At 49.7% G+C, this 22,698-nt stretch carries 26 protein-coding genes and 1 pseudogene; 13 read left to right on the top strand and 14 right to left on the bottom strand.

Features of this window, described 5'->3' with window-relative positions; translation table 11 throughout:
• Positions 1-6: 6 nt before the first annotated feature.
• Positions 7-138: pseudogene (locus H7R76_RS25275) on the top strand (hypothetical protein); the annotation flags it as partial.
• Here H7R76_RS25275 and H7R76_RS12745 read toward each other — a convergent pair.
• Together H7R76_RS12745 and ldcA are read right to left on the bottom strand one after the other, a co-directional pair.
• Positions 79-1,812 (bottom strand): potassium/proton antiporter, encoded by a 1,734-nt coding sequence (locus tag H7R76_RS12745; protein WP_106927636.1) that lies wholly within the window; start codon positions 1,810-1,812, stop codon positions 79-81. The pseudogene H7R76_RS25275 and the gene H7R76_RS12745 overlap by 60 nt on opposite strands.
• A gap of 94 nt (positions 1,813-1,906) precedes the next feature.
• Positions 1,907-2,821: a muramoyltetrapeptide carboxypeptidase gene (gene ldcA / locus H7R76_RS12740; RefSeq protein ID WP_182965381.1), complete on the bottom strand. Its 915-nt coding sequence runs from the start codon at positions 2,819-2,821 to the stop codon at positions 1,907-1,909.
• Between the two features lie 93 nt (positions 2,822-2,914).
• Here ldcA and emtA point away from each other — a divergent pair, with 93 nt between their 5' ends.
• Positions 2,915-3,526, top strand: a complete 612-nt coding sequence (gene emtA / locus H7R76_RS12735) for a membrane-bound lytic murein transglycosylase EmtA (protein ID WP_106927632.1) — start codon at positions 2,915-2,917, stop codon at positions 3,524-3,526.
• A 150-nt stretch (positions 3,527-3,676) separates the two neighbouring features.
• Here emtA and H7R76_RS12730 read toward each other — a convergent pair whose 3' ends face one another.
• The 4 genes from H7R76_RS12730 to H7R76_RS12715 all read right to left on the bottom strand — a co-directional run bounded on the left by H7R76_RS12730 (position 3,677) and on the right by H7R76_RS12715 (position 7,450).
• Complete coding sequence (locus tag H7R76_RS12730) at positions 3,677-4,657, bottom strand: IS5-like element ISKpn26 family transposase (protein WP_068815383.1); 981 nt, start codon at positions 4,655-4,657, stop codon at positions 3,677-3,679.
• Between the two features lie 45 nt (positions 4,658-4,702).
• Positions 4,703-5,176: an alcohol dehydrogenase catalytic domain-containing protein gene (locus H7R76_RS12725; protein WP_227673902.1), complete on the bottom strand. Its 474-nt coding sequence runs from the start codon at positions 5,174-5,176 to the stop codon at positions 4,703-4,705.
• Positions 5,177-5,184: 8 nt separating this feature from the next.
• The gene (locus H7R76_RS12720) at positions 5,185-6,036 is read right to left on the bottom strand and encodes an aldo/keto reductase (protein ID WP_182965378.1); all 852 of its coding nucleotides are present in this window, start codon (positions 6,034-6,036) and stop codon (positions 5,185-5,187) included.
• Positions 6,037-6,256: 220 nt separating this feature from the next.
• The gene (locus H7R76_RS12715; protein WP_182965376.1) at positions 6,257-7,450 is read right to left on the bottom strand and encodes a multidrug effflux MFS transporter; all 1,194 of its coding nucleotides are present in this window, start codon (positions 7,448-7,450) and stop codon (positions 6,257-6,259) included.
• Between the two features lie 244 nt (positions 7,451-7,694).
• Here H7R76_RS12715 and H7R76_RS12710 point away from each other — a divergent pair, with 244 nt between their 5' ends.
• Together H7R76_RS12710 and H7R76_RS12705 are read left to right on the top strand one after the other, a co-directional pair.
• The gene (locus tag H7R76_RS12710; protein WP_182930468.1) at positions 7,695-8,279 is read left to right on the top strand and encodes an NAD(P)H-binding protein; all 585 of its coding nucleotides are present in this window, start codon (positions 7,695-7,697) and stop codon (positions 8,277-8,279) included.
• A gap of 17 nt (positions 8,280-8,296) precedes the next feature.
• On the top strand, positions 8,297-9,283 hold the full coding sequence (locus H7R76_RS12705) for an aldo/keto reductase (RefSeq protein WP_106926643.1): 987 nt from the start codon (positions 8,297-8,299) through the stop codon (positions 9,281-9,283).
• 118 nt (positions 9,284-9,401) lie between these two features.
• On the opposite strand, the gene H7R76_RS12700 is transcribed toward H7R76_RS12705, so the two are convergent.
• From H7R76_RS12700 to tnpA, 4 genes are read right to left on the bottom strand one after another with little or no spacing between them, the layout of a single operon-like run.
• A complete protein-coding gene (locus H7R76_RS12700) occupies positions 9,402-9,653 on the bottom strand; it encodes a zinc ribbon domain-containing protein (RefSeq protein WP_106926645.1) in 252 nt (83 codons plus the stop codon).
• A 59-nt stretch (positions 9,654-9,712) separates the two neighbouring features.
• On the bottom strand, positions 9,713-11,302 hold the full coding sequence (gene tnpC / locus H7R76_RS12695) for an IS66 family transposase (protein ID WP_064146682.1): 1,590 nt from the start codon (positions 11,300-11,302) through the stop codon (positions 9,713-9,715).
• Between the two features lie 29 nt (positions 11,303-11,331).
• Positions 11,332-11,682, bottom strand: a complete 351-nt coding sequence (tnpB, locus tag H7R76_RS12690) for an IS66 family insertion sequence element accessory protein TnpB (RefSeq protein ID WP_032414478.1) — start codon at positions 11,680-11,682, stop codon at positions 11,332-11,334.
• Entirely contained in the window at positions 11,679-12,086 is a 408-nt protein-coding gene (tnpA, locus tag H7R76_RS12685; RefSeq protein ID WP_015632445.1) for an IS66-like element accessory protein TnpA, read from the bottom strand. Before tnpA ends, tnpB begins: the two co-directional genes overlap by 4 nt.
• 124 nt (positions 12,087-12,210) lie before the next feature.
• Between tnpA and H7R76_RS12680 the strand changes: the two genes are divergently transcribed.
• Positions 12,211-12,453: a hypothetical protein gene (locus H7R76_RS12680; RefSeq protein ID WP_182965374.1), complete on the top strand. Its 243-nt coding sequence runs from the start codon at positions 12,211-12,213 to the stop codon at positions 12,451-12,453.
• 35 nt (positions 12,454-12,488) lie between these two features.
• Here the strand turns inward: H7R76_RS12680 and H7R76_RS12675 are convergent, their stop codons facing one another.
• Together H7R76_RS12675 and H7R76_RS12670 are read right to left on the bottom strand one after the other, a co-directional pair.
• Positions 12,489-13,418, bottom strand: a complete 930-nt coding sequence (locus H7R76_RS12675) for a hypothetical protein (protein ID WP_182934397.1) — start codon at positions 13,416-13,418, stop codon at positions 12,489-12,491.
• Positions 13,415-13,600: a hypothetical protein gene (locus H7R76_RS12670; protein ID WP_182934396.1), complete on the bottom strand. Its 186-nt coding sequence runs from the start codon at positions 13,598-13,600 to the stop codon at positions 13,415-13,417. The genes H7R76_RS12675 and H7R76_RS12670 overlap by 4 nt, the downstream gene beginning before the upstream one ends.
• Positions 13,601-14,347: 747 nt before the next feature.
• Between H7R76_RS12670 and H7R76_RS12665 the strand changes: the two genes are divergently transcribed.
• The 8 genes from H7R76_RS12665 (at position 14,348) to H7R76_RS12625 (ending at position 21,150) form a co-directional block, all read left to right on the top strand.
• The gene (locus H7R76_RS12665; protein ID WP_182934395.1) at positions 14,348-14,848 is read left to right on the top strand and encodes a hypothetical protein; all 501 of its coding nucleotides are present in this window, start codon (positions 14,348-14,350) and stop codon (positions 14,846-14,848) included.
• A 3-nt stretch (positions 14,849-14,851) separates the two neighbouring features.
• On the top strand, positions 14,852-15,130 hold the full coding sequence (locus H7R76_RS12660) for a hypothetical protein (RefSeq protein WP_182934394.1): 279 nt from the start codon (positions 14,852-14,854) through the stop codon (positions 15,128-15,130).
• 12 nt (positions 15,131-15,142) lie between these two features.
• Positions 15,143-15,940 carry a hypothetical protein gene (locus H7R76_RS12655; protein ID WP_182934393.1) on the top strand — a complete coding sequence of 266 codons (798 nt, stop codon included), beginning with the start codon at positions 15,143-15,145 and terminating at the stop codon, positions 15,938-15,940.
• Between the two features lie 9 nt (positions 15,941-15,949).
• Positions 15,950-16,210 (top strand): hypothetical protein, encoded by a 261-nt coding sequence (locus tag H7R76_RS12650; RefSeq protein ID WP_182934392.1) that lies wholly within the window; start codon positions 15,950-15,952, stop codon positions 16,208-16,210.
• Positions 16,211-16,363: 153 nt separating this feature from the next.
• Complete coding sequence (locus H7R76_RS12640) at positions 16,364-18,571, top strand: tape measure protein (RefSeq protein ID WP_182965370.1); 2,208 nt, start codon at positions 16,364-16,366, stop codon at positions 18,569-18,571.
• A gap of 349 nt (positions 18,572-18,920) precedes the next feature.
• Positions 18,921-19,598, top strand: a complete 678-nt coding sequence (locus H7R76_RS12635) for a helix-turn-helix domain-containing protein (RefSeq protein WP_182934387.1) — start codon at positions 18,921-18,923, stop codon at positions 19,596-19,598.
• A 478-nt stretch (positions 19,599-20,076) separates the two neighbouring features.
• Positions 20,077-20,388, top strand: coding sequence for a hypothetical protein (locus H7R76_RS12630; protein WP_182934386.1), 312 nt, complete (start codon positions 20,077-20,079; stop codon positions 20,386-20,388).
• 138 nt (positions 20,389-20,526) lie between these two features.
• Complete coding sequence (locus H7R76_RS12625) at positions 20,527-21,150, top strand: recombinase family protein (protein WP_182934385.1); 624 nt, start codon at positions 20,527-20,529, stop codon at positions 21,148-21,150.
• 439 nt (positions 21,151-21,589) lie between these two features.
• Here the strand turns inward: H7R76_RS12625 and H7R76_RS12620 are convergent, their stop codons facing one another.
• Both H7R76_RS12620 and H7R76_RS12615 read right to left on the bottom strand, forming a co-directional pair.
• Positions 21,590-21,979, bottom strand: a complete 390-nt coding sequence (locus tag H7R76_RS12620) for a hypothetical protein (protein ID WP_182965368.1) — start codon at positions 21,977-21,979, stop codon at positions 21,590-21,592.
• A gap of 2 nt (positions 21,980-21,981) precedes the next feature.
• Positions 21,982-22,665: a DUF4145 domain-containing protein gene (locus H7R76_RS12615; protein WP_182934383.1), complete on the bottom strand. Its 684-nt coding sequence runs from the start codon at positions 22,663-22,665 to the stop codon at positions 21,982-21,984.
• Positions 22,666-22,698 lie beyond the last annotated feature (33 nt).

Genomic DNA, 22,698 nt, shown 5'->3' with positions numbered 1-22,698 from the left:
AGCCCGGTGGCGCTTTGCTTACCGGGTCTACAGATTTACGACAGGCCGGATAAGCGCAGCGCCCTCCGGCACAACACACTACTCGGATTCTTCCTCGGCTACCCGCACGCCCACCTTCAGCACCTGATTTTCTTCCTTCTCTGCCACGGTCCACACCATTCCGGCAAACTCAACCTGGTCACCGACGACCGGTGCAGCCCCGAGCAGATGCTCGACAATTTCGCCCAGCGACTGCTGGTTGTCGCGAAACGCTTCGCCGCCGTCGAGGCCATAAATCAGCGCCACGTCGGCAAATTTCGCCTGGGCTTCGAGAATAAAGTCGCCAAAGAAGCTTTGATCGAGCGCGACCGGCGGCGACTGGCTGAACATTTTACCCAGCGACGGCAGATCGCGTTCGCGGCCAATTACGCAGAGAATGTCATTTTCCCGCAGCCGGGTGCTGCCGGTCGGATGCAGCAGGACGTTATCGCGAAACAGGGCGGCAATGCGCGTTTCTGGCGGCATATGCAGGTCGCGCAACGCCGCGCCGACGCACCATTTTTCGGCGCTGAGCTGATACACAAACTGTTCCCACGGATTTTCCGGATGAATATCCAGCCCAACGCGTGAAATAGGCCAGCCGACCGGCGGGACCACCACTTTGGCTTTTTTCGCCGCCCACGACAGCGATGTGCCCTGCAGCAGCAGCGAGACCAGCACCACGAAGAAGGCAACGTTAAAGAACAGCCGCGCGTTTTCCAGCCCGGCCATCATCGGAAACACGGCGAGAATAATCGGTACCGCGCCGCGCAGGCCAACCCAACTGATGAACGTGCGTTCGCGCAGGTTAAAACCGCGAAACGGTAGCAGCCCGGCGAACACCGACAGCGGGCGGGCAACAAAAATCATCCAGATAGACAACAGCAGCGCCGGAACGGCAATGGGCAGCAGGTCCGACGGCGTCACCAGCAGCCCCAGAACCAGGAACATGCCGATTTGCGCCAACCATGCCAGACCATCAAAGTTTTGCAGAATGCCGAAGCGGTTACGAATCGGCCGGTTGCCCAGCAGGAAGCCGCACAGGTACACCGCCAGAATACCGCTGCCGTCGAGTGAGGTGGTGACGGCAAAAATCATGATCCCGCCGCTGAGTGCGAGCAGCGGATACAGCCCGGCGGGCAGGGCAATACGGTTGATCATTTGCAGCAGCAGGTAGCCGCCGCCCAGACCAATCACAATGCCCAGGCCGAACTGCTGGATAATATGCACAAGGAACATCCAGCTCAGGCCGCTTTCATGCTGTTGGATCATGGCAATCAGGGTGATGGTCAGGAATACCGCCATCGGGTCATTGCTGCCGGACTCAATTTCCAGCGTCGAACCCACGCGCTCGTTCAATCCTTTGCCACCGAGTAGCGAGAACACAGCCGCTGCATCGGTTGAACCGACGATGGCGCCAATCAGCAGCCCTTCCATCAAATCCAGATTAAACAGCCAGGCCGCCATCATGCCGGTCAGGCCTGAAGTGATCAGCACCCCTACGGTCGCCAGCGACAGCGCCGGACCCAGCGCCACGCGAAACGAGCTGGCCTGGGTGCGCATCCCGCCGTCCAGCAGGATCACCGCCAGCGCCAGGTTGCTGACCATATACGCGAAAGGGTAGTTATCGAACGGGATACCACCAATACCGTCAACGCCGGCAAGCATGCCGATGGCTAAAAAGATAACCAGAATCGGGATGCCGAGGCGGGAAGAAAATGAGCTTAAGAGAATACTGCAGGTTACTAAGACAGAACCCAAAATAAAGAGACTAATAACTGCCGTGGCGTCCAATGTTCACGTACTCCCCTAAACGTGCTTGCTAGTCACAAAACGTTACCATATTTAGGGCGCAAACATTGGATTAATAAGCGGTGATTATTGTTTTTTATTCAGTTAATACCGGGTGTCCGCTGACGGTGAGCGTGGAACGCCCGAGTGAATGCGTCAACTGCGCATGGGCACCCAGCGCCAGCGTCACCGTGCGCGGTTCGTGGCCAAAATCGAGGCCGGTAATGACCGGGATCGACAGCCTGGAACGCAGATAGTCGTACATCGCGTTAAGATCGTAGCCGGCATCGTAATCATTCGGCGTCGCGCCGCTAAAACTGCCCAACACCAGCGCTCGCTGGCGCGGCAGGATCCCGGCATAGAGTAGCTGTAACAGCATGCGCTCGACGCGGAACGGATGTTCGTTAATATCTTCCAGCACCAGAATACCGTCACGGATGTCCGGCAGCCACGGGGTGCCGATAAGTGAGGTCATCATTGCCAGGTTGCCGCCCCACAGGGTGCCCTGAGTATCGCAGTTCGGGCCATCGCCCGCCCACTCGATGCAATACTCCGGGCGGGTTAACGCCTGCCAGAAGTGCGTCTCGGTGAAGGATTCTGGCGATTCTGCGCCGAAATTGCCTGCCAGCATCGGCCCGCTGAAGGTGATCACATTGCCATGGGCCAGCAGCCCCATCTGGATGGCCGTAAAATCGCTGTGCCCGCAGATCAGCAGCGGATCGTGTTTCTGGCGGTTGGCTAAGCCCTGCCAGTCGATGTTGTCCAGCAGACGGCTGGCGCCGTAGCCGCCGCGTACCGGCATCACAATGCGGTTTTTACCCGCCAGCGTAACGAGGCTGTTGATATCGGCCAGCCGCGCATTTTCATCACCGGCGAAGCGACGATCGCGCCGCGCGATGACCTGCTGATGAACCACCTGATGTCCAGCGTCTTCTAATCGCGATACCCCGCGCTGCGCGGCGGATTGGTTAATACAGTAGCCGGAAGGGGCGATAAGATGAAACTGAGACATGGCATTTCCTTGCAGAGTATGAAACGAGTATCATGCCGCCTGAGCCCATGGTTGTCATTAACGGCAGCAAAGTTCAGCTAAAAGGATAGATGCGTGAAATTGAGATGGTTTGCTTTTTTAATTGTATTACTCGCCGGATGTAGCTCTAAATCGGATTACCGTAATCCACCCTGGAACCCTGAGGTGCCGGTGAAGCGAGCGATGCAGTGGATGCCAATTAGCGAGAAAGCCGGTGCGGCATGGGGCGTCAGCCCGCGTCTGATCACCGCGATTATCGCCGTGGAATCCGGCGGCAACCCAACGTTGGTCAGTAAATCCAATGCGGTAGGGCTGATGCAGCTTAAAGCGTCCACCTCCGGGCTGGATGTTTATCGCCATATGGGCTGGAGCGGCCAACCGTCGACCAGCGAGCTGAAAAATCCGGAGCGCAATATTTCCATGGGCGCGGCCTACTTGAGCATACTGGAGCACGGTTCGCTGGCGGGAATTAACGACCCGGAAGTGATGCAATATGCGCTGGTGGTGTCTTACGCCAACGGCGCAGGTGCGCTGCTGCGCACCTTCTCATCGGACAGGAAAAAGGCGATTGCCGAAATTAACGAACTGGACAAGGATGAATTCTTTGACCACGTCGTGAAAAACCACCCGGCACCGCAGGCACCGCGTTATATCTGGAAGGTACAGAAAGCGATGGACGCCATGTAGTTAAGGAAGGTGCGAATAAGCAGGTCATTTCTTCCCAAGCTGACTCGCTGATTAAAATTTCGCGGATCTGGGCCGATTTTTTTCCCGCAAACAATCGAATCAGCCTATTTAGGCTATTTTTTCCACCATTTCTGGCGTTATTTCCGGTTTTTACTGAGATCTCTCCCACTGACGTATCATTTGGTCCACCCGAAACAGGTTGGCCAGGGTGAATAACATCGCCAGTTGGTTATCGTTTTTCAGCAGCCCCTTGTATCTGGCTTTCACGAAGCCGAACTGCCGCTTGATGATGCGAAACGGGTGCTCCACCTTGGCACGGATGCTGGCTTTCATGTATTCGATGTTGATGGCCGTTTTGTTCTTGCGCGGATGCTGCTTCAAGGTTTTTACCCTGCCGGGACGCTCGGCGATCAGCCAGTCCACATCCACCTCGGCCAGCTCCTCGCGCTGTGGCGCTCCTTGGTAGCCGGCATCGGCTGAGACAAATTGCTCCTCTCCATGAAGCAGATTACCCAGCTGATTGAGGTCATGCTCGTTGGCCGCGGTGGTGACTAGGCTGTGGGTCAGGCCACTCTTGGCATCGACACCAATGTGGGCCTTCATGCCAAAGTGCCACTGATTGCCTTTCTTGGTCTGATGCATCTCCGGATCGCGTTGCTGCTCTTTGTTCTTGGTAGAGCTGGGTGCCTCAATGATGGTGGCATCCACCAAAGTGCCTTGGGTCATCATGACGCCTGCTTCGGCCAGCCAGCGATTGATGGTCTTGAACAATTGACGGGCCAGTTGATGCTGCTCGAGCAGGTGGCGGAAATTCATGATGGTGGTGCGATCCGGCAGGGCGCTATCCAGGGATAATCGGGCAAACAGGCGCATGGAGGCGATTTCGTACAGGGCATCTTCCATGGCACCGTCGCTCAGGTTGTACCAATGCTGCATGCAGTGAATACGCAGCATGGTCTCCAGCGGATAGGGCCGTCGGCCATTGCCCGCCTTGGGATAAAACGGCTCGATGACAGCGGTCATATTCTGCCATGGCAGAATATGCTCCATGCGGGAGAGGAAAATCTCTTTTCGGGTCTGACGGCGCTTAGTGCTGAATTCACTATCGGCGAAGGTGAGTTGATGGCTCATGATGTCCCTCTGGGATGCGCTCCGGATGAATATGATGATCTCATATCAGGAACTTGTTCGCACCTTCCCTAAGTTATCAGGCATTTTCAACGTGTAGCTTTCCCGGCAAACATAGGTTTGTGAGAATCCACCGTAGGTCATGCCGCCCAGATGTTTATCTGGCGTATTAAATGACAATGTCGTACCCGATTCGCAGAATTGCTCCAGATCGTGGCGGCAGGCAGGGCACTCGCCGCAGGAATCAACAATGCAGCCGACAGCGGCAAAATCACCCGGTTTAAATTGGGTGACATTATTACCAACAGCAATCACCCGGCCAACGATTTCATGCCCGGGAATAACCGGATAATGAGTGCCGCCAAAATCATTTTTGATTTGATGTAAATCAGAGTGGCAGATGCCGCAGTAGAGAATTTCTATTTCCACATCATCATTTAATAATCCACGGCGTTTGATGCTGAATTCCCGCAAGGGGTTGTTTGCGGCATCGGTACCCAACGCTTTTACGGTTTTAATCATGATTTACCTCAAATATCCAGTTTCCAGTCTGCAATCCATTCCACTCGCGCCGGATCACGGTGGGAGAAAAATGCGCTTGTCGCGGTATCGATAGCGGTTATTTTCTGCATATCGTCACCGCTTATCTCAAAATCAAAAATAGCGATATTTTCTGCCATGCGCGCTTTTTTGACCGTTTTGGCCAGCGATATAATGCTTCGCTGGTAAAGCCAGCGCAGGATAACTTGCCCAATGCTCTTGCCGTATTTCTGACCGATGGCCGCCAGCACCGGATGGTCAAACAGTCCATTCTTTCCTTCGGCGAAAGGTGCCCAGGCTTCAGGCTGGACCTGTCGGCTTAGCATCCACGGTGCAGCGTGAAGTTGCTGATTAAAAGGGTTCACTTCAATTTGATTGACCGCCGGTACGACGTTATTGAACGCGATGAGATCGGCAAGCCTGTCCGGATGAAAATTACTGACGCCAATGGCGCGAATTCGCCCGGCAGCGAGCAATTCTTCCATTGCTCGCCAGGCACCGTGGACATCATTGTAGGGTTGGTGGATTAAATACAGGTCGATATAGTCCAGCTGGAGTCGGTTAATTGAACGCTCAAACTGGGCCTTTGCGCCCTCATAATTCACGTCCTGTACCCATAGTTTGGTGGTGATAAACAGCTCTTCGCGATTAACACCGCTACGCTTTATGGCGTTTCCGACCTGAGTTTCGTTCTGATAGGCGGCGGCAGTATCAATCAGACGATAACCCGTTTCTATGGCGTCAATCACCGCACGCTCACATTCAGCCGCGTCCGTCATCTGGAAAACGCCGAAGCCTGCCAGGGGCATTTCAATGCCGTTGTTCAGTTTTACCGTTTGCACATGAATATCCTCAATCCTGGGTGTGAAAAGAGCTTAGCGCAGCCTTATTTATTTGATTAGAGGGTGAAATTTTCTAAGGTTAATTAGCAGTACTCATAAATGAGCGATGAACACTGCTTCTGCATGGCTACTGGAGATTGTTGTCTTTAAGAAACTTGCGGGTACCGCGCTATGTCAATGCAGCGATGGGGCAGCTTGATGCCTTCTTTGGCAAAAATAGTTAATGACCGGCCTTACTCATTCGGGTGGTCAGCGCCATAGCTGCGCTGGCCAAAGTGAAAAGGGTGATAATCCAGTCCATCGTCCAGGGGGTTCCATCGCTGAACATCGCTAACAGCAATGATGAAACGATGCCACTGCCGTACTGGAGTGAACCAATCAGTGCTGAAGCCGACCCCGCAGCATTCGGTGCCGAATCCAGAGCGGCGGCCGTTGCGGTGGCGGCAATAATGCCATTCATCGAAAACAGGATGAAAATTGCGAGAGCAATCAGGGCGATTCCACCGACATTCAGTTTTGTCGCAACCGCCAGCACCAGGGACGCTGTAGCGGCAATCAGCACGGCGCTTTTTAAGAGCGTTTCCAGTGGGTAACGTTGTACCAGGCGACGGTTAACCGCACTTAGCCCCATTACGCCAACAATGTTGACGGCAAACAACCAACCGTAATGCTGCGGATCTACATGGAAATACGTGATATAGACAAAAGGAGAGCCTGCAATAAATGCATAAACGGCCACATAATAAAACGTCAGACAAAGGGTGAACTTCATAAAGTTCACGTTACGGATCAACCGATAATATGTCCGGAACGCACCACCAATTGAGGACGATATACGACGTTCAAGCGGCAATGTCTCAGGCAGCCAGTAGAGTGACAGCAGCATGAATACGCCAATGGCCGTCAACAACCAGAAAATGGCATGCCATGAGGTGAATTTAATCATCTGCCCACCAAGCAGTGGGCCAACAATAGGGGCAATCGCCATGACAATGGTTAATGTTGAAAGCATCTGGGCGGCGCGAGTACGGCTAAACAGATCACGAATCATCGCGCGCGCTAGCATCGGGCCGGTGCAGGCCCCCAGCGCCTGAAATACCCGCCAGAAAACGATATGCGTGATATCAGTAGAAAGCGCGCATCCTGCTGAACCGATAATAAATAACACCATGCCAATTATCAGGGGAGGGCGACGACCGAAGCGATCGCTGATCGGCCCCCAGATAAGCTGCGCCAGACAAAAGCCAATCAAAAAGCCGGTGATAGTTAATTCTGCATCACCCTGCAATTCCTTCGCCATAATGGGCATTGCGGGAAGATAAATATCGGTAGACAAGGACGTAAACGCCATCAGGGCGCTGAGGATCATAATAAAAAGTAGTCCGGTTGTCTTAACGGAGGGAGAACGGTTCATACATGCCTGCTTAAGGAAGGATACTGCGTTCAATAATAGCGACCCGGCGGCAATTAATAATCATCGTAGGCTGGATAAGCGTTATGAGTCGCGCTCATGAATATAACCTTTTATCACCTGTCGCTCATCAAAGTGGTTTTGATTATTCCATAATTGAGAATTCTGAATGCGGTATAAATCCACATACAAACACAATCACACCCTCTAGTATTGCCCTCAGTGATTTGAAATGAGGAAGGGAAGAATGACAAACGTATTGATTCTGGGGGCTGCGGGCTCTCTTGCCCGAGTGGTTACCCGCTACTTACTGGATAACAGCCAGGCTCAGTTAACGCTGTATTTACGTAACAGTGCACGCCTGCAAAACCCGGATACCGCCAGGGTGACCCTGATTGAAGGGGATGTTCTCAATGATGAACAACTCAGGCTCGCCATGCGCGGTAAAGATATTGTGTACGCCAATTTATCCGGAAATATGAAGGAGCAGGCCGCGACGATTATTCGTGCAATGAAATCAACGGGCGTGCGTCGTTTGATCTTCATTAGCTCAATGGGAATATATGATGAAGTGCCGGGAGAGAAATACGGCAGTATTTTGGCGCCTTATCGGGAATCAGCAAAAATTATAGAAAATGCAGGGCTCGATCATACCATCATCCGGCCTGCGTGGTTTACCAATGGGCATGAAGTTGAATATGGACTAACGCACAGAAATGAACCCTTTCGGGGCAGCAGCGTTTCCCGGTTAAGTATTGCCGATCTAATTAACCGTATGGTGATTGAGCCATCACTTTATGTACATGACAGCCTGGGCATCGCCCGCGTTTAATGAGTAAGGAAATTAATATGAAATATCGTCAGTTAGGTCGTAGCGGATTAACCGTATCAGCATTAGGCATGGGGGCAATGAATTTAAGCTTTGGAACCGGTAGCGCCGTTGATGATCGGACCGGGATTAACGTTCTTCATGCTGCGCTCGACAGGGGGATTAACTTTTTTGACACTGCTCAGGCCTATGGCCCCTATACGAATGAAAAACTTGTGGGTAAGGCGTTATCTGCACATCGTGAAAAAGCGCTTATTGCGACCAAATTTGGTTTCAAACTGGAAAATGGTGTGACAACGGGCGTTGATAGTCGTCCTGAAAATATCCGCGCTGTTGCTGAAGCATCCCTGAAAAGCCTGAAAACAGATTATATCGATCTCTTTTATCAGCACCGTGTGGATCCGAATGTCCCTATTGAAGATGTTGCAGGTACGCTGGGAGATTTAATAAAGGAAGGTAAGATCCGTCACTATGGTTTATCCGAAGTTGGTGCTGCAACCATTCGTCGGGCACATGCAGTCATGCCAGTCGCAGCCGTGCAAAACCAGTACTCTTTGTGGACCCGTGAGCCTGAAGCAGAAGTATTGCCCGTTTGTGAGGAATTGGGAATCGGGTTTGTGCCCTGGGGACCTCTGGGGACCGGATTCCTGACGGGAACGATTGATTCCTCAACAAAATTCGATAGCGCGACTGATTTACGTGCAAACTTTCCGCGCTTCACCCCAGAGGCAATAAAAGCGAATATGCCGTTAGTCAGCATGCTCCGGGAGGTCGCAGCCAGTAAAGGAGCGACACCCGTACAGGTTGCTCTGGCATGGTTATTGGCACAAAAACCATGGATCGTACCGATTCCCGGGATGGATAAAGTTTCCTATATAGACGACAACATTAAAGCGATTGATCTTGAATTGAGCGAAGAGGATTTGGCTAATATGGATGCTTTGTTAGCAGGCATAAAAATCCAGGGGAATCGACTGGATGATGGTTTGCTTTCGATGTCGGAATGATGGCAGCGCTGATTTGTGTGAGTGTGCAACCAGCCAGGAAACTGGCTGGTTGAGTTATAGTCACAAATACTGACGTACGGCATGCGCCTCAATGCTGATTGAGCAGCAGAAATACATTTCACTCTTCCGCTTTATGAGCCCAGGCGGGCATTGCCGTCAGATAACGTTTTGCCCGTTTCCGGGCTTCTTCCGGGCCGACTTTTTGCCAGGAATCAAGGAAGCTGGCTAAGCCTGATACCGCGTCTTCCCAGGGTTTTAGATTGCCGTTGCTGTCGATGCAGTATGCGCAATATCGATCGCTGGCACTGTGTGCATCAGGTGCAGACATCGGCATCCCGCAAGCCTGACAGAACTGTTCATGTTGTGACATATGATGCTCCTTATGGTGACATCCTGGTAAGCGTTAACCGGACGCCGTATTGACACTGGTCAGGCAGGTATAGCCACGTTCCACGGCAGAAGTTCACCAACCCTGTTGGAAGGCCACTCAGGCAGAACGCTCAGGATGTGGCGCAGATACGCTTCTGGATCGATACCGTTCAGACGGCACGTTCCGATCAGTCCGTACAGCAGTGCACCACGTTCGCCACCATGATCGCTCCCGAAGAAGATGTAGTTTTTCTTTCCCAGGCAGACGGCGCGAAGCGCCCGCTCCGCGGCGTTATTGTCGGGTTCCGCCAGACCGTCACGGCAGTAGTAACACAGGGCATCCCACTGGTTCAGGGCATACGTGAACGCCTCTCCCAGCCGGGATTTTTTCGACAGTGTCGCACTTTTCTCCACCATCCACTCATGCAGTGACGCCAGCAGCGGCGCACTCCGCGACTGTCTGGCCGCCAGACGCTCTGTCTCCGGCATGCCGCGTATTTCCGCTTCGATGGCGTACAGTTCGCCGATGCGTTTCAGCGCTTCCTCCGCCGTGGCGCTCTGGCTGCTGATGTACACGTCGTGGATTTTTCGGCGGGCATGCGCCCAGCATGCCGCCTCTGTCAGCACGCCGCCTTCTCGCGATGTACTGAACAGCCGGTCATACCCCGCGAAGGCATCTGCCTGCAGGACGCCACGGAAGGAGCGAAGGTGCAGCTCCGGGTGTTTTCCCTGCCGGTCCGGTGAGTACGCGAACCACGCTGCCGGAGGATCTGACGAACCGGCATTCCGGTCATCCCGGACATACGTCCAGATACGCCCGGTTTTCGTCTTTTTCCTGCCCGGCGCCAGCACCGGCACTGGAGTATCATCTGTATGCAGTTTGCGGCAGTTCATCACGTAGTGATAAAGGGCTTCGTCCAGCGGCGCCATTAAACGGCAGCACGTATCCACCCAGTTGGAGAGCAGTGCGCGGCTCAGCTCCACCCCCTGGCGGGCAAGGATTTCCGTCTGGCGGTACAGCGGCAGATGTTCACAGTATTTGGCTGTTAACACACGGGCCAGCAGACCCGGTCCGGCGATACCCCGCTCGACAGGACGTGACGGCGCGGGAGCTTCCACGATACCGTCACATTTTGTGCAGGCTTTTTTTACCCGCACTGTGCGGATCACTTTCAGGGCGCTGGCAACCAGCTCCAGCTGCTCCGCGCTGACTTCGCTGAGGTACGCCATTTCACCGCCACATGCCGGGCAGCAGGTTTCTTCCGGCTCCAGCCGGAGTATCTCACGGGGAAGATGTTCCGGAAGCGGACGACGGTGCCGGGACTGACGGAGCTGGCGGGGAACCTGCGGGTCGTCTTCCCGCCCACTGTAACGATCGCTCGCCTGTTCGCGCTGTTTCAGCAGCGCTTCGGCCTGTGCCACCTCGCGGCGCAGTTTTTCAGAACGGGTGCCGAACATCATACGGCGCAGTTTTTCTATCTGAGACCTCAGGTGTTCTATCTCCCGTTCGTCTTCCTCGATCTTTTCTTCAGCGCGGGTCAGCGCAGAGCGCAGGAAGGCCTCAGTCTCGGCAACGAGACTGAGCTGGCTGTCTTTCCGGCGAAGTTCTTCTTCCAGCGCGGTGATACGGGCGAGATAGTCCTGACTCATGACCCATTTATAATGCGGCCATGCTTTTTTTACAACATTGTCAGTGAGTTAAGACGGGGTGTTTTGGGCTGACGCCAGTCCAGCTTATCGAGGAGCATGGCCAGTTGCGAGCGACTAATGGCCACCTTGCCGTCGCGCACGGCGGGCCAGATGAACTGCCCTTCCTCAAGGCGTTTGGTGAAGAGGCACAGTCCATCCGCATCTGCCCAGAGAATTTTGACGGTATCACCCCGGCGGCCACGGAAGATGAACAGGTGGCCGGAGAAGGGGTTCTCATCCAGTACGTGCTGTATCTGCTCGCCCAGACCGTTGAAGGATTTACGCATGTCGGTGGCGCCGGCGACCAGCCAGATACGGGTGCCAGACGGGAGGGAGATCATCGTCCCCTCCCGGTCAGTTCGCGAAGCAGTGTTTTCAGGATAGCGGGAGATAAGTTCCCTGTCAGGCGCAGACTGGCGCTCCCGACAGCCACTTCGCAGGTCATCACCTCACCGTAAGCGGAACCGGATGGTTCATAGTGTGGTTCTGCATGATGTGACAGGGACATGTCAGATACCACAACAGGGATGACAGCATCAGGTTTACTGACTGAACGTTGTATTTCATCGGGCAAAAGGTGGCTGTAGCGCTGGCGCCATGTAAACAACAGATTGTCATTAATCCCGTGTTCTCTGGCCAGTTGGGCCACGCAGGCTCCAGGCTGATAAGATTTTTCGACAAGTTCCAGTTTAAAGTCCATGGAGTAAGACGCACGAACCCTGCGGGGACGAAGAGAATCTGACATTGATAGAGTCCATTAACGTTTATAAGAGGACTCTATCATCGTCAATCACCGGAAATTTCAACAGACGGTACTGAGATGACGCTTACCTCAAATCATCATCAAACGTGTCATCAAAGAGATACGGATGAACACGGAAAATAAAACCTGTGACATTACTCTGCACAATGGCGTGAAGCTGAACAACTACCCGCTGACATACGTTGTCGATGGTTCCCGCCTTGCTGATATTGCCAGCTTGCTCGATTCGCAGGAGCATTCATTCACAGATGCAGATGCCGCTACGACACCTGCTCATATTTGGCCTGAGTGGGTGCAGGATGAGATGGCTGAAGAGTGGAGAAGACCACCAGCGGAAACAGACGATTAGCCCGTATGAATAGGCGAGAATGTAACGGGGCTACTTCAGCCCCAATCACTAAAGCTGTGCCTTTTCTGTGCTTCTTCCACCGATAGACCCGTATACTTCGCTAACTTTGCAAAATCAGGTGCTGGAGTCGGTTCAAGGCATTTCAAGAACAATGGTTTATCGTTCTTGTATCGTGGTAGCGTCCCCCAATCCCTGATTCTGCTCAATTCAATGTTGCTTTCAGCTATGTCAGGGAAGTTCATTAGGAAAGAATACAACTCTTTGATTACATGGTCAGTTAGCGCAATAGTGAGTTCTGTGATGCTTACATATTTGGCTGTCATTGGAGCACCGATAATCTCAGGCAACTCAAGGAAGCTCTGTTTATTGCCAAAGTCCATACGTGACAGAGGTTCTTTTACCCACTCGCCGATTTCATTTCTGGCCCGGAGATACATCATCACCTGATTGTAGTTTCCGAACATTGAGCTAATCCTGACTGTATTTCGCCACGTCATAGCAATAGCATCAGGGTTAGGTGCTTTGGGCTTCATGCGCAATAAGCGATACTTTACCCATCTCGATGTTTTTTCGAACAATGATTTGTTAGCTGTTGGTTCAGCCCTGATGAAATAAAATCCTGTAGCGGTGAAAGCAACCTCTTCCAGCTTGGCTAACACTGTCGGGTAAGCGATAGCCCTGTACAGAGGTTCACCCCATGTTATGTTGCCAGCGTAGTTTGACTTGATAGCGATGAGATTATTCAGGCACTCATGCGCGAGAATGAACGTTTGGTTTGCTGTGGCAAAGTTATCCTTTGCGGTACGCTGGAGTTCTTGTCCTCTGTTGATGCGGATAGCAACTAACCCACCGAGAAGAGCAGAGCAGAACATAGTGAATATTGGTAACCAATAGTCCTTCAGGTAGTCGGGTGCTGGCTTCAATGCTGCAATAGCATTGGCGATAATTTCAGCATCATGACTCATTTCTGACCCTTCTGTTCGTGATACTGCTTCAGCGCCTCTTCCCATTTCTGTTTACAGGCAGGGTAAAGCCACGCTTCCATATCCGGTTGACGGTCGCCACACATAGCAGTAGAAATCCCGCCAATATTTACCCCACAGCCACCGGGCTGTAATCGTAATTCTGCTTTGCTGTACGAACTCATGTGACCCATCTCATATGCTCCATATCAGATAAACGAAAAACCCCGCACCAGCTTACACCGATACGGGGTCTTCTCAGAATTCTTAAAATGCAACTTAACAGTGCAAACTGATTCCCCGCGATGAGAGCGGGAAGAAAAGGTTAAAACACCTTTTAAAAATAATCTGTTAAGTGTTTGGTCACACTTAAAACCGATGTCTTCACTTCGTGTTATGACATCTAATCGCATGGTGACCAGAACTGTTAACCAACTATCTAAACAGAGGTAAACCGAACTTCTCAGTAACCTTTACAGATAGGTCTTTATCTTAGCACATTTTTAATTTTGTATCGAGCGTTAATATAATGCAATGGCACGATTTGCCTTTTCAGGGTAACTGATGTGTGGTATGGACTTCGTTTAATTTGTTAATAAACGGTTGCAAATATGTTAAAATAATGCTACCATTACTACATGGGATTAGCCTCCCTGCTGAAGTAAATGCAACTCTATCCGAGTATTTCATAGGTCTTGGTTGCAATCCCTTGACCTATCCTCTAAATCCAGTCTGTTACGCAAAGTCTATCAAATCCTGCTCTCCACAGGTGCAAAACCCCATACGCCCGTTCTTGTTCGTTCATGCGTATTTGGTGGTCTTTGCATAACAGACGTAATCTGAGTTTTCACAATGATTGAACAAATTCCCTTCTATGCAACACTACTTTTCACCTTGGCGGTTCTTGCCCTGATGTCTAAGGATTCCAAATAATGTACCAAGATAAAATTAAGCTGGGCGATGCATCCAAAGGCATTTACACGGTGTACACGCGAGCACCTCTATTGGATTTCATCATCTCCGAACCATCATCACCTAATCGTGTGTCTCGTGTTGAGGTTCCTATTGACTCATCACAGTTTATCGGTGCTTTCTCCGATACCAGCGGTAAGGCGGTAACCTTAAAAGTGGTTGATGATGCTGCAAAGATTGCTGGCGTGATGCTGTCTGCTGCTTCCTCTATTGCTGCTGGTCAGTTAACGACAAACTTTCTTGACCTGAAGTCTGCAATGTTGGTTGAAGTGCCTAATATGGTGTCACATCTGCGCCAATCCATTCTTGAGACCAATGGTTTTGAGGGTGTCGAATTTGATGGTGGTAAGTTCACCTGCACTGGCCTGACTGGTGCTACCGATGATGCTCAGGATGTTCTGGATGCTGTTGTTAAGCAACTTGATTCCCTTGGTCTGATTCTTGTCTCTTGTGGGAAATAGATAATGTTTACCAAATTTGACCCTAAGAAGAATGGTTTCACCGTTGATTTTAACGAAGCATCCTTTTCTGCCGTGATGAATGGTATCTACGGTAACCCAGAAATTCTTATCACCAGTCTGCAAGAAACTTTCGTTGCTGGTGGGTTATCTGAAGAACTGGCACGTGGTCAGGCTCTGGAGTGGTACGGAACAATCCGCTCTAACCTTGACGGTATGATTGCCAAGGCTCAGGCCACTCCATCACCTGCAACATTCCATTCTGCGCCAGCAACCTTACAATAACGAGAACAAATAATGGCTTCTATCAACCCTGCATTTGATGCAATTAAAAACGATACCACCAGTGCCTTTATGGATGCTGGTAGTTACAAGCCTGTAGTCACCTCAGGTATCAAACTTGTACCCGGTGATGGTAAATGGCGTACTGGTGCAAACGGTCTGCCTGAGTTTATCCCTAATGAGGTGGATTCCTCTGAACCTGATTACGACCCACTGGATAACATCAAGCATAAACAGGCTCGTGAAATGGCAGAGTTTGAAGCCCGTCAGGCACTCCCTGACGACGTAGTTACCATTGATAGCTTCCGACACCTTGCGCCTACAGCCCGTCAGATTGCCGTAGAAGACTTTGCTTACCCTCGACTGCTGGAGCTACAGGATGCCGTTGCACGTGCATGTGATGAGGTGGAGTATCTGGAGCAATCCAAAGACACCATCAAGCTCCAGCTTCAGGCTGAATACGCCAACAGTACGCCACTCATCAAGCGCTTCTACTGTGAGAACTTGTATTACTACACGGAAGCACTGAAAAGCGGTGTGTTCAACATTGACGGCTACACGGTGAAAGATGTTGTAGCGCCATCTGAAGTAACATCACGCCTTTGTGTGATTATGTGGCCTAATGGCTTCAATGCTATTACCGATTTTGCGAAGACATCTGATGCTATCGCATACGCTGAGGCTAAATATGAAAAATCCATGTCTCAGGCTGTCGCTAAGCGTAAGGCTGCTCAGGTTAAACAGGCTCAATTCACCAAAACAGTTAAAGCAGAATTAGATTTGATTGCTGAGGCTCGTAAATTATTCAAATAAGGTATACCAATGACCAATTCTGGACAATTCAAAAAAGGTAATACTGTGTCCGTTGGTCATGGTCGCCCTCGTATTAACCCAATCTTAAAAGAACTCCGACAGCTTAGTGATGAGGTGAAGCAACTGCCATCATCGCTACTGTCTGCCATCGCTGAGGTCGAATCTGTCACCCTGAAAGAAGCAAGAATCCCAATCAATCAAATTAATGACCAATTACGACTGCTGGCGGCTGGGGTTCTGTATCTGAGAGAAAGGGGGAAGCATGAATGACATTATCACCGCTCCTTTTATGGCGTTTATCCTTCCCCCTCAATCAAGAAATGCTGAAGTATATCCACCAGCTACCAATCCGCTATCCCAATCACTTCACACCTGATGACCTTGCAAAGCTAAACCTTGCTGTCGTTGGTGATAAGGTTACCAATGTCAGAAAGTAAATATGTAGTAGACGAGTTTGTCGTCGAGCTAGGGTTCCGAGAAACTGTTATGCGCGGCTTAGTCAAACTTGAAAAAGCTGTAGGTCAACACGCTCAGAAGATTGAAACCACGCTTAACAGAACCTTCAATCGTGACCGCTCAGCGGGTCTAAATCGCTCTCTAAAGCGTTTTGAACAGAATGCTATTGCTACCTCTCGTCGTGTCAATAAATCGCTTACACAGGCGTTTAACGTGCGAGGTGGTGGGGCTGGTCTCTTCCGTCAATATGAACAAGAAGGTACTAATGCAGCCCGTAGAGTAGGGCGTGAGATTGCCCGTAACATGCGTATCAGGTTGCCCGTTGAACCACCAGTTTATAACCCTCGTACACGTCAATCTGCTGGTGACCTTCTGGCTAACCGTCAGGCTCGTATTAATGATGCTGTTCACCGTAATACCACATCAGGTTTCTACGGGAATATGGCGCTACGCACACCAGAGAGAGCGCAAGAGTATACATCACGCCTCAACGCACTACGTGACCAGCATGTAGCATCTGGCGACCTTCAGTCGTTCCGTACAGGCTTGCGCTCTCTTAACTATGAGTTTGCTCAGGGTGTACGTGCAGCGTCACAGGCACGAGCACAGGAGCGTTTAACAGCTATGAATGCTGGTGGTAGGTTTGAAGGTCTGCTGTCTCCTATCTCTGGTGTGATTGCTGGATTCTTTGCCCTACAGAAAGCGATGCAGTTCTTTCAGGACTCTCTTCAGGAGGGTATGAAACGTGCTCAGGCTAAGGTCATGCTCCAGTCTGCTTATGGCAAAAATACAGACAGTATCACCGAGCAAGTTAATGACTATGCTAACAGGTTTGGTATGGACAAAGCTGAGGCACAGCAACAAGCCGCTATCCTTAGGCAGACGTTACCCGCCTCTATCTTCAAAGATGCTGATATTCCAAAGTTACTCGAAACAGAATCAGTATTCGGTCACCAGACCGGGATGGATAATCAGGCTATCGGTAGATTGAACTACGTCTTACCGCAGATTGCAGCATCAGACCATCTGAAGGGTCAGGACTGGATGCAGGTTGTGAACTCAGCCCCAGCCATCGTTAAGCCTCTTCAGGAACTCACCAAGACAAAGAATGTTGGTGATATGCTGAAGGCTCTCAAATCAATGTCTGGCGCTAAGTCGGCTAAGATGATGGTTCAGGCGATGGAACTCCTGAATAAACAGACTGGTGCTGCTGACAAGGCCATGAAAAGCATGATTGCAACCTTGGGGCGATATACTTCCGCTCAGAAAGATGCTCAGGATGTCATGTATCAATCGTACAGTGACGGTTTCAAAGGGCTCCTTGAGTCACTGACCAATAACCTCAAAGCCAACTCTGGTACATTCCGTACAGCAGGTCATGCTATCGGCTGGTTCATGGACAGATTGACCGAACTCAGCAACATGTTCGGTTCAGTGGCAATGAACATTGACGGATACAGTCAGCTCATCCATGAGAAGTGGCAAGCCCTTTACCAGTGGATGCCAGAACCGCTGAAGGAAACCCTGAAGACAGTCGGTAAAATCTTCAATGACTTTGCTGATTTGCTTATCGTGAGTTTGACCGCACGTCTTGGTGTTGGTGCTATCACCAAAATCTTAGGCTCTGGCGCTGGTGTGGTAGGTGCTGCTGGTGTCGGTGGTCGTATTGCTGGCGCTATCGGTAAAGCCTCTATTGTTGCTACCAGTGCTGTGATTGCTGTTGAGGTTGGTAACCTTGTCTTTGATAAGCTGATTCCATCCTTTGCAAAATACATGGGGTGGGGTGGTAAAGATGGGACAGAAACCACTCACGGTGGCAATACCATCAAGGGTTCGTGGGCTGATAAACTGTTTACTGAAGTTGAAAATCTGTATGACGAAGCTAAGGGTAACTGGAATCAGGCTATGAATGCACCAATGTTTCCGGGTGCTTACAATGGTTCTACTGGTACAGCAGTTCAGCAGGCGGTTGATGTTCGTGTAACCGTTGACCCTATCACTCTTGCATCAGCTAGTGTTGATGTGACCATGCCTGATGGCGTTATCAAAAAGGTTAGTCTGGAAGCTACGCAAGACTACTTCGATACTAAGATGATGCAGACCCAAGCCACAGGTGGCGGCTGGCAGTCTCAGTCACACAATGCTGGCTGGTCTCCATCCTTGCTGAGTAAGTAATCAATTACCCCTTCTCAGGGGTTTTTGTGTGTCCGTTAACATTTAGATTGACTTTTAATTAACATTATGTTAACATTTCTTATGGTCACAGAAGAACTCCAGACCTGGCAATTTGTCACCTCCAGACCATCCCATCTATAGGTAGTTTATAAAAGCATCATTCCAGTGTGTCAGTTAAGTTGTGTGGGAACGTAATATACCACTATGCAGCCTAATACCTCACTGACCTTGGTTTCTTAATTGATACTCTGGGTATGGTGTTTCTATAACTTTCTTTTGAGCTTCTACGGAAGCGAAACACACTACTGGTGTAATCCCAATCACCAGCTTAATAACATTTGAGGTATTAATGTATGCAAACACTTTTGTAAAAGCCTATCACGAAGTATTGAAGTCTCCTGACCTGAACCCAACGGATAAACTGGTCTATCTGACACTGTTGAGTTATCAGGAAGCAGGTCTTCAGGTATTCCCATCTAATGAACATGTGGCTGAATCACTTAGCATTTCTCAGGACTCAGTTATCAGGTCAACCAAGAAGCTGGTTAATCTTGGTGCTATTGAGAAGGTTCGTAGGTTCAACAAATCCAACCTCGTCACCGTTAATAAGTTGCCTTCTAAGCCAGACGTCGCAAATTGCGACCTCCAGACCTTGCAAAGTGCGACCTCCAGAGGTAGCAAAGTGCGACTCTATAATAATAGAGATAAGAATAAAGATAATAATAGCTTTAAAGAAAAAGAGATTGAATCACGAGGTAATGACTTAATTGAAGGAGACAAGGCTATTGTGATTAAGAGCGCTAGCGGTCTAGACAACTTTGAACAGAACTCTTTAGATAAAGAAGAACTACGTGAAGAGAAACACGCCAGTGTTCCGTTCGACATTGAACCAACCTCTTACACGTTACCAGATGAAGAAGACAATGAACCATTAGACCAAGACGATGATGATGAATGGTTCTATGACGAAGACAGGCACCCACCGCAACAAGCCCCAGCATTTAAACCCCTTGTAAGGTATTTCTAGCAATGAACGTTTACGAAGACTCAATCCATCAGCTTTACATCCTTGAGGCTGAGTACCACAGAAATAAGCTGACAGCCACAGAAATTCACCGCTATGGTCGCTGGCATAAAACAGAGTTACCCGAGTACTTCTACCAACAGTACGGACACCAAATTCCCTTTTAATGAGGCTTACACAATGATTACCCTAACACCAGAACAGCGCATGATGCGTGACTCCCTCTCCCATTCAACACGTGCAGATGCTCGTGTGACAGAGTTCCTACGTTTAAAACTGCTCGGGTACAAACACCGGGAGATTGCTGAGCAGATGAATATGACTCTTGCTGCTGTAAATATCCTGTCTAGTCGGATTAAAAGAGTGTAACTAATTGATTTTAAATAGATAAATAATCATTCCTCTGCTCATCCAGCCCTGCACCATCTCCCCTTAGCATTACCCACATATACATCCCCTTTAGAAAATAAGGTTATTTACAATGACTACATCAGCCCAAGCAGCAGCCCCTGCACTCGTGGCTTCAGAACTCGCCCTACAGTTCTACCAAGCTGTCCTGACTCGTGATTACACCACTTTACGTGACGTGTTCCACTGGTCTAAATCTGAACTGGACAGTATGACCCCTGACCAGCAATTCACAGCAGCAGGTAAACTCATCTCTGCTGGTAACATCGCAATCCGTAAAGTACCGATGACAAAATCAGCTATTGAAGCGAATGCACCAGCACCAGCCAATGTGACCAAAGAAACAGCCACATTCACACGTAAGCCATTTCTGAAATCTGCTTAAGAAGTTCTGTTCACAATGGGTATACCCAGACTGAAAACATCTTTCGTGAAAAAAGATGTTCACATAGGGTTCTTTTCACTAGCTCTATATAGTGTTTTCACGTATAGTTAGTTCATCAAAACCCTATGTGAACACAACATGAAAAACGTCCGTATCTACTGTCGTGCAAGTACCCAAGAACAAGACGCTACACGCGCATTGTCCCAGCTTGAACAATTCGCTTCAGATAAAGGTTTAAACATCGTTGCTCGCTACGTTGAAAACGAGTCAGGGACAAAGCTGAACCGTACCGAACTCACCAACATGTTAAACGATGCACAGCCCGGTGATGTTCTCCTTGTGGAGTCTACAGACCGTCTGTCACGTCTTGAGGCTCAGGATTGGGATAAGCTGAAATCACGTATCAATGATGCTGGAATCTCCCTCGTGATAATGGACTTGCCAACTACTCAGCAGTTCCTGACCACCAGCAATGATGATGCTGTTACAGTTGGTGTCCTCAAAGCGGTTAACAACATGCTGATTGACATCATGGCGACAATGGCACGTGAAGACTATACGAAGCGTCGTAAACGTCAGGCTGAAGGGATTGCAAAAGCCAAGGATGCAGGGAAGTATCAGGGGAGACCAGCTAACACAGCGTTACGTGACAAGGTTTCTTCTTACTTAGAGAAAGGCTCATATACCTATGCAGAGATAGCAAAGTTATGTGATTGTTCTCTTGGCATGGTGGCTAAAGTCAAAGCGTTACAGACACAATAATGAGCTTGTCGTTAGCAAGCGAACTCCAAAGAACTCATATCAGGCTACCGTAACAGGTGGCCTTTTTGCGTTTCTGATAGCCCATTCGCCATACTTTAAAATTTAGGTAAGCCAGCCTCTTTACAGAGCCAGCCCCTCTAAGCACATGACCATATGTTTTGGAAAAAATAAAAAAGGGAAATCTTTGGGGAGACTCCAGAGACTTCCCTTCAGAGTCAGAAACTATACGTGGCGAATCCCAATTCTTTCAATACGAACACTATGAGCCAGAACGATGTGAGCAGCACACCCACCAACTTCACTGCATACCCGATAGCTGGGTACTGTGATTTGTGTTCTACCGCATACCCAACGATGCAAATCATGATGAACCATACCAGCAGACTGGTAACAAACAGCGGGTCTAACCTAAACATCCTTGAACATCCCTATGAAATAACTACTTACCCAGAACAAGCTCACAGTTGCCCTGATTGAACAGATTACGAGCCTCCGTTGCCCATTGTGGCCCACCTAGCGACAACCCTTTATTGAGCAATGCAGTTTCAATATTCGAATATGCGTAACTGATGCCCATTGACTGATAAAACTCAGCAAATCCGGTAGCGAGGTCATCCCCGGTAGGTACTCCGAGGTTACTAGAAGCATAAGTCTGTTTATACAGCGCAAGTGACTTGTTCAGCCCCTTCTGCAAGATATCTCCTTTTATGTTCGCTTCTTGAGCATAAACAGTGCATTGGAGTACACCCATAACCTCGGTTACCTGCACGGCCTGAGCGGAACCAGCCACCAGCATTAATCCACCTAGAAGAAACATGCTTTTTGACATGATTATCCTTTCCTCGCTTCAGCTTTCTCTGCTGCAACTTCATTAATTCTCTGTAGTTTTTGCTGCTTTTTATGGCGGGCTATATACCAATCATCAAAAAGCATTTCTATCAACTCAATCAGAAGGTCTGCTTCTTCTGGGCTGACATCAATGATTAGGTTGATGTCTTGCTCCATATGAGCACCGATATTGCCAATGCTCTTAAGGTTTAAAATTGCTTGCCAAATCAGAGGGTCAACATCATTTTCAATGGCCTGTATTTCTTGATGCAGATTCTTTTTTCCGTTGACCTTCCAAAAATCACGAATCATGCCCTGCAAGCAACGTCGTGCAAGAGTGGCTGAAGCTTTGGGTGATAGGTCAACTATGGCACAGGCTTCTTGGTAGTCTGCAAGGATTGCTGACGGAATGTAAGAAGGGTAATCCTTTGCTCTTTGATTAATGTTTTGAGGGTAAACAGGAAAGACAGTTTTATTGCCTTTTGGGAGTATTGTCCCGTGCATATCGATGTAAGCGGTTTTTTCAATAGTAATAACCGGTTTCCCACAATCAGGGTGAGGGCACACAATTCCTACTGTGATGCAATGCCAGATATCAACGCCAAGATTTAGGTCAATTTCCGTTGTTTTCTTATCATCGCCTCTGATAACAGCGGAATGGTTGCAGTGAGGGCATACCCAAGACATCGAAACTCTCCGTAGCTGGTTTTATCCCGCTAT

It is taken from the genome of Klebsiella sp. WP8-S18-ESBL-06, assembly GCF_014169755.1.
Classification (GTDB): Bacteria; Pseudomonadota; Gammaproteobacteria; order Enterobacterales; family Enterobacteriaceae; genus Kluyvera; species Kluyvera ascorbata_B.
Note: the sequence above shows the minus strand (reverse complement) of the source record. Positions and strands in the feature narration are given on the sequence as shown.

Coding starts and splice junctions, on each gene's coding strand:
- ldcA (WP_182965381.1), bottom strand. CDS start 2,821: ATGTCTCAGTTTCATCTTATCGCCCCTTCCGGCTACTGTATTAACCAA.
- H7R76_RS12730 (WP_068815383.1), bottom strand. CDS start 4,657: ATGAGCCATCAACTCACCTTCGCCGATAGTGAATTCAGCACTAAGCGC.
- H7R76_RS12725 (WP_227673902.1), bottom strand. CDS start 5,176: ATGATTAAAACCGTAAAAGCGTTGGGTACCGATGCCGCAAACAACCCC.
- H7R76_RS12715 (WP_182965376.1), bottom strand. CDS start 7,450: ATGAACCGTTCTCCCTCCGTTAAGACAACCGGACTACTTTTTATTATG.
- H7R76_RS12710 (WP_182930468.1), top strand. CDS start 7,695: ATGACAAACGTATTGATTCTGGGGGCTGCGGGCTCTCTTGCCCGAGTG.
- H7R76_RS12705 (WP_106926643.1), top strand. CDS start 8,297: ATGAAATATCGTCAGTTAGGTCGTAGCGGATTAACCGTATCAGCATTA.
- H7R76_RS12700 (WP_106926645.1), bottom strand. CDS start 9,653: ATGTCACAACATGAACAGTTCTGTCAGGCTTGCGGGATGCCGATGTCT.
- tnpC (WP_064146682.1), bottom strand. CDS start 11,302: ATGAGTCAGGACTATCTCGCCCGTATCACCGCGCTGGAAGAAGAACTT.
- tnpB (WP_032414478.1), bottom strand. CDS start 11,682: ATGATCTCCCTCCCGTCTGGCACCCGTATCTGGCTGGTCGCCGGCGCC.
- tnpA (WP_015632445.1), bottom strand. CDS start 12,086: ATGTCAGATTCTCTTCGTCCCCGCAGGGTTCGTGCGTCTTACTCCATG.
- H7R76_RS12680 (WP_182965374.1), top strand. CDS start 12,211: ATGAACACGGAAAATAAAACCTGTGACATTACTCTGCACAATGGCGTG.
- H7R76_RS12675 (WP_182934397.1), bottom strand. CDS start 13,418: ATGAGTCATGATGCTGAAATTATCGCCAATGCTATTGCAGCATTGAAG.
- H7R76_RS12670 (WP_182934396.1), bottom strand. CDS start 13,600: ATGAGTTCGTACAGCAAAGCAGAATTACGATTACAGCCCGGTGGCTGT.
- H7R76_RS12665 (WP_182934395.1), top strand. CDS start 14,348: ATGTACCAAGATAAAATTAAGCTGGGCGATGCATCCAAAGGCATTTAC.
- H7R76_RS12660 (WP_182934394.1), top strand. CDS start 14,852: ATGTTTACCAAATTTGACCCTAAGAAGAATGGTTTCACCGTTGATTTT.
- H7R76_RS12655 (WP_182934393.1), top strand. CDS start 15,143: ATGGCTTCTATCAACCCTGCATTTGATGCAATTAAAAACGATACCACC.
- H7R76_RS12650 (WP_182934392.1), top strand. CDS start 15,950: ATGACCAATTCTGGACAATTCAAAAAAGGTAATACTGTGTCCGTTGGT.
- H7R76_RS12640 (WP_182965370.1), top strand. CDS start 16,364: ATGTCAGAAAGTAAATATGTAGTAGACGAGTTTGTCGTCGAGCTAGGG.
- H7R76_RS12635 (WP_182934387.1), top strand. CDS start 18,921: ATGTATGCAAACACTTTTGTAAAAGCCTATCACGAAGTATTGAAGTCT.
- H7R76_RS12630 (WP_182934386.1), top strand. CDS start 20,077: ATGACTACATCAGCCCAAGCAGCAGCCCCTGCACTCGTGGCTTCAGAA.
- H7R76_RS12625 (WP_182934385.1), top strand. CDS start 20,527: ATGAAAAACGTCCGTATCTACTGTCGTGCAAGTACCCAAGAACAAGAC.
- H7R76_RS12620 (WP_182965368.1), bottom strand. CDS start 21,979: ATGTCAAAAAGCATGTTTCTTCTAGGTGGATTAATGCTGGTGGCTGGT.
- H7R76_RS12615 (WP_182934383.1), bottom strand. CDS start 22,665: ATGTCTTGGGTATGCCCTCACTGCAACCATTCCGCTGTTATCAGAGGC.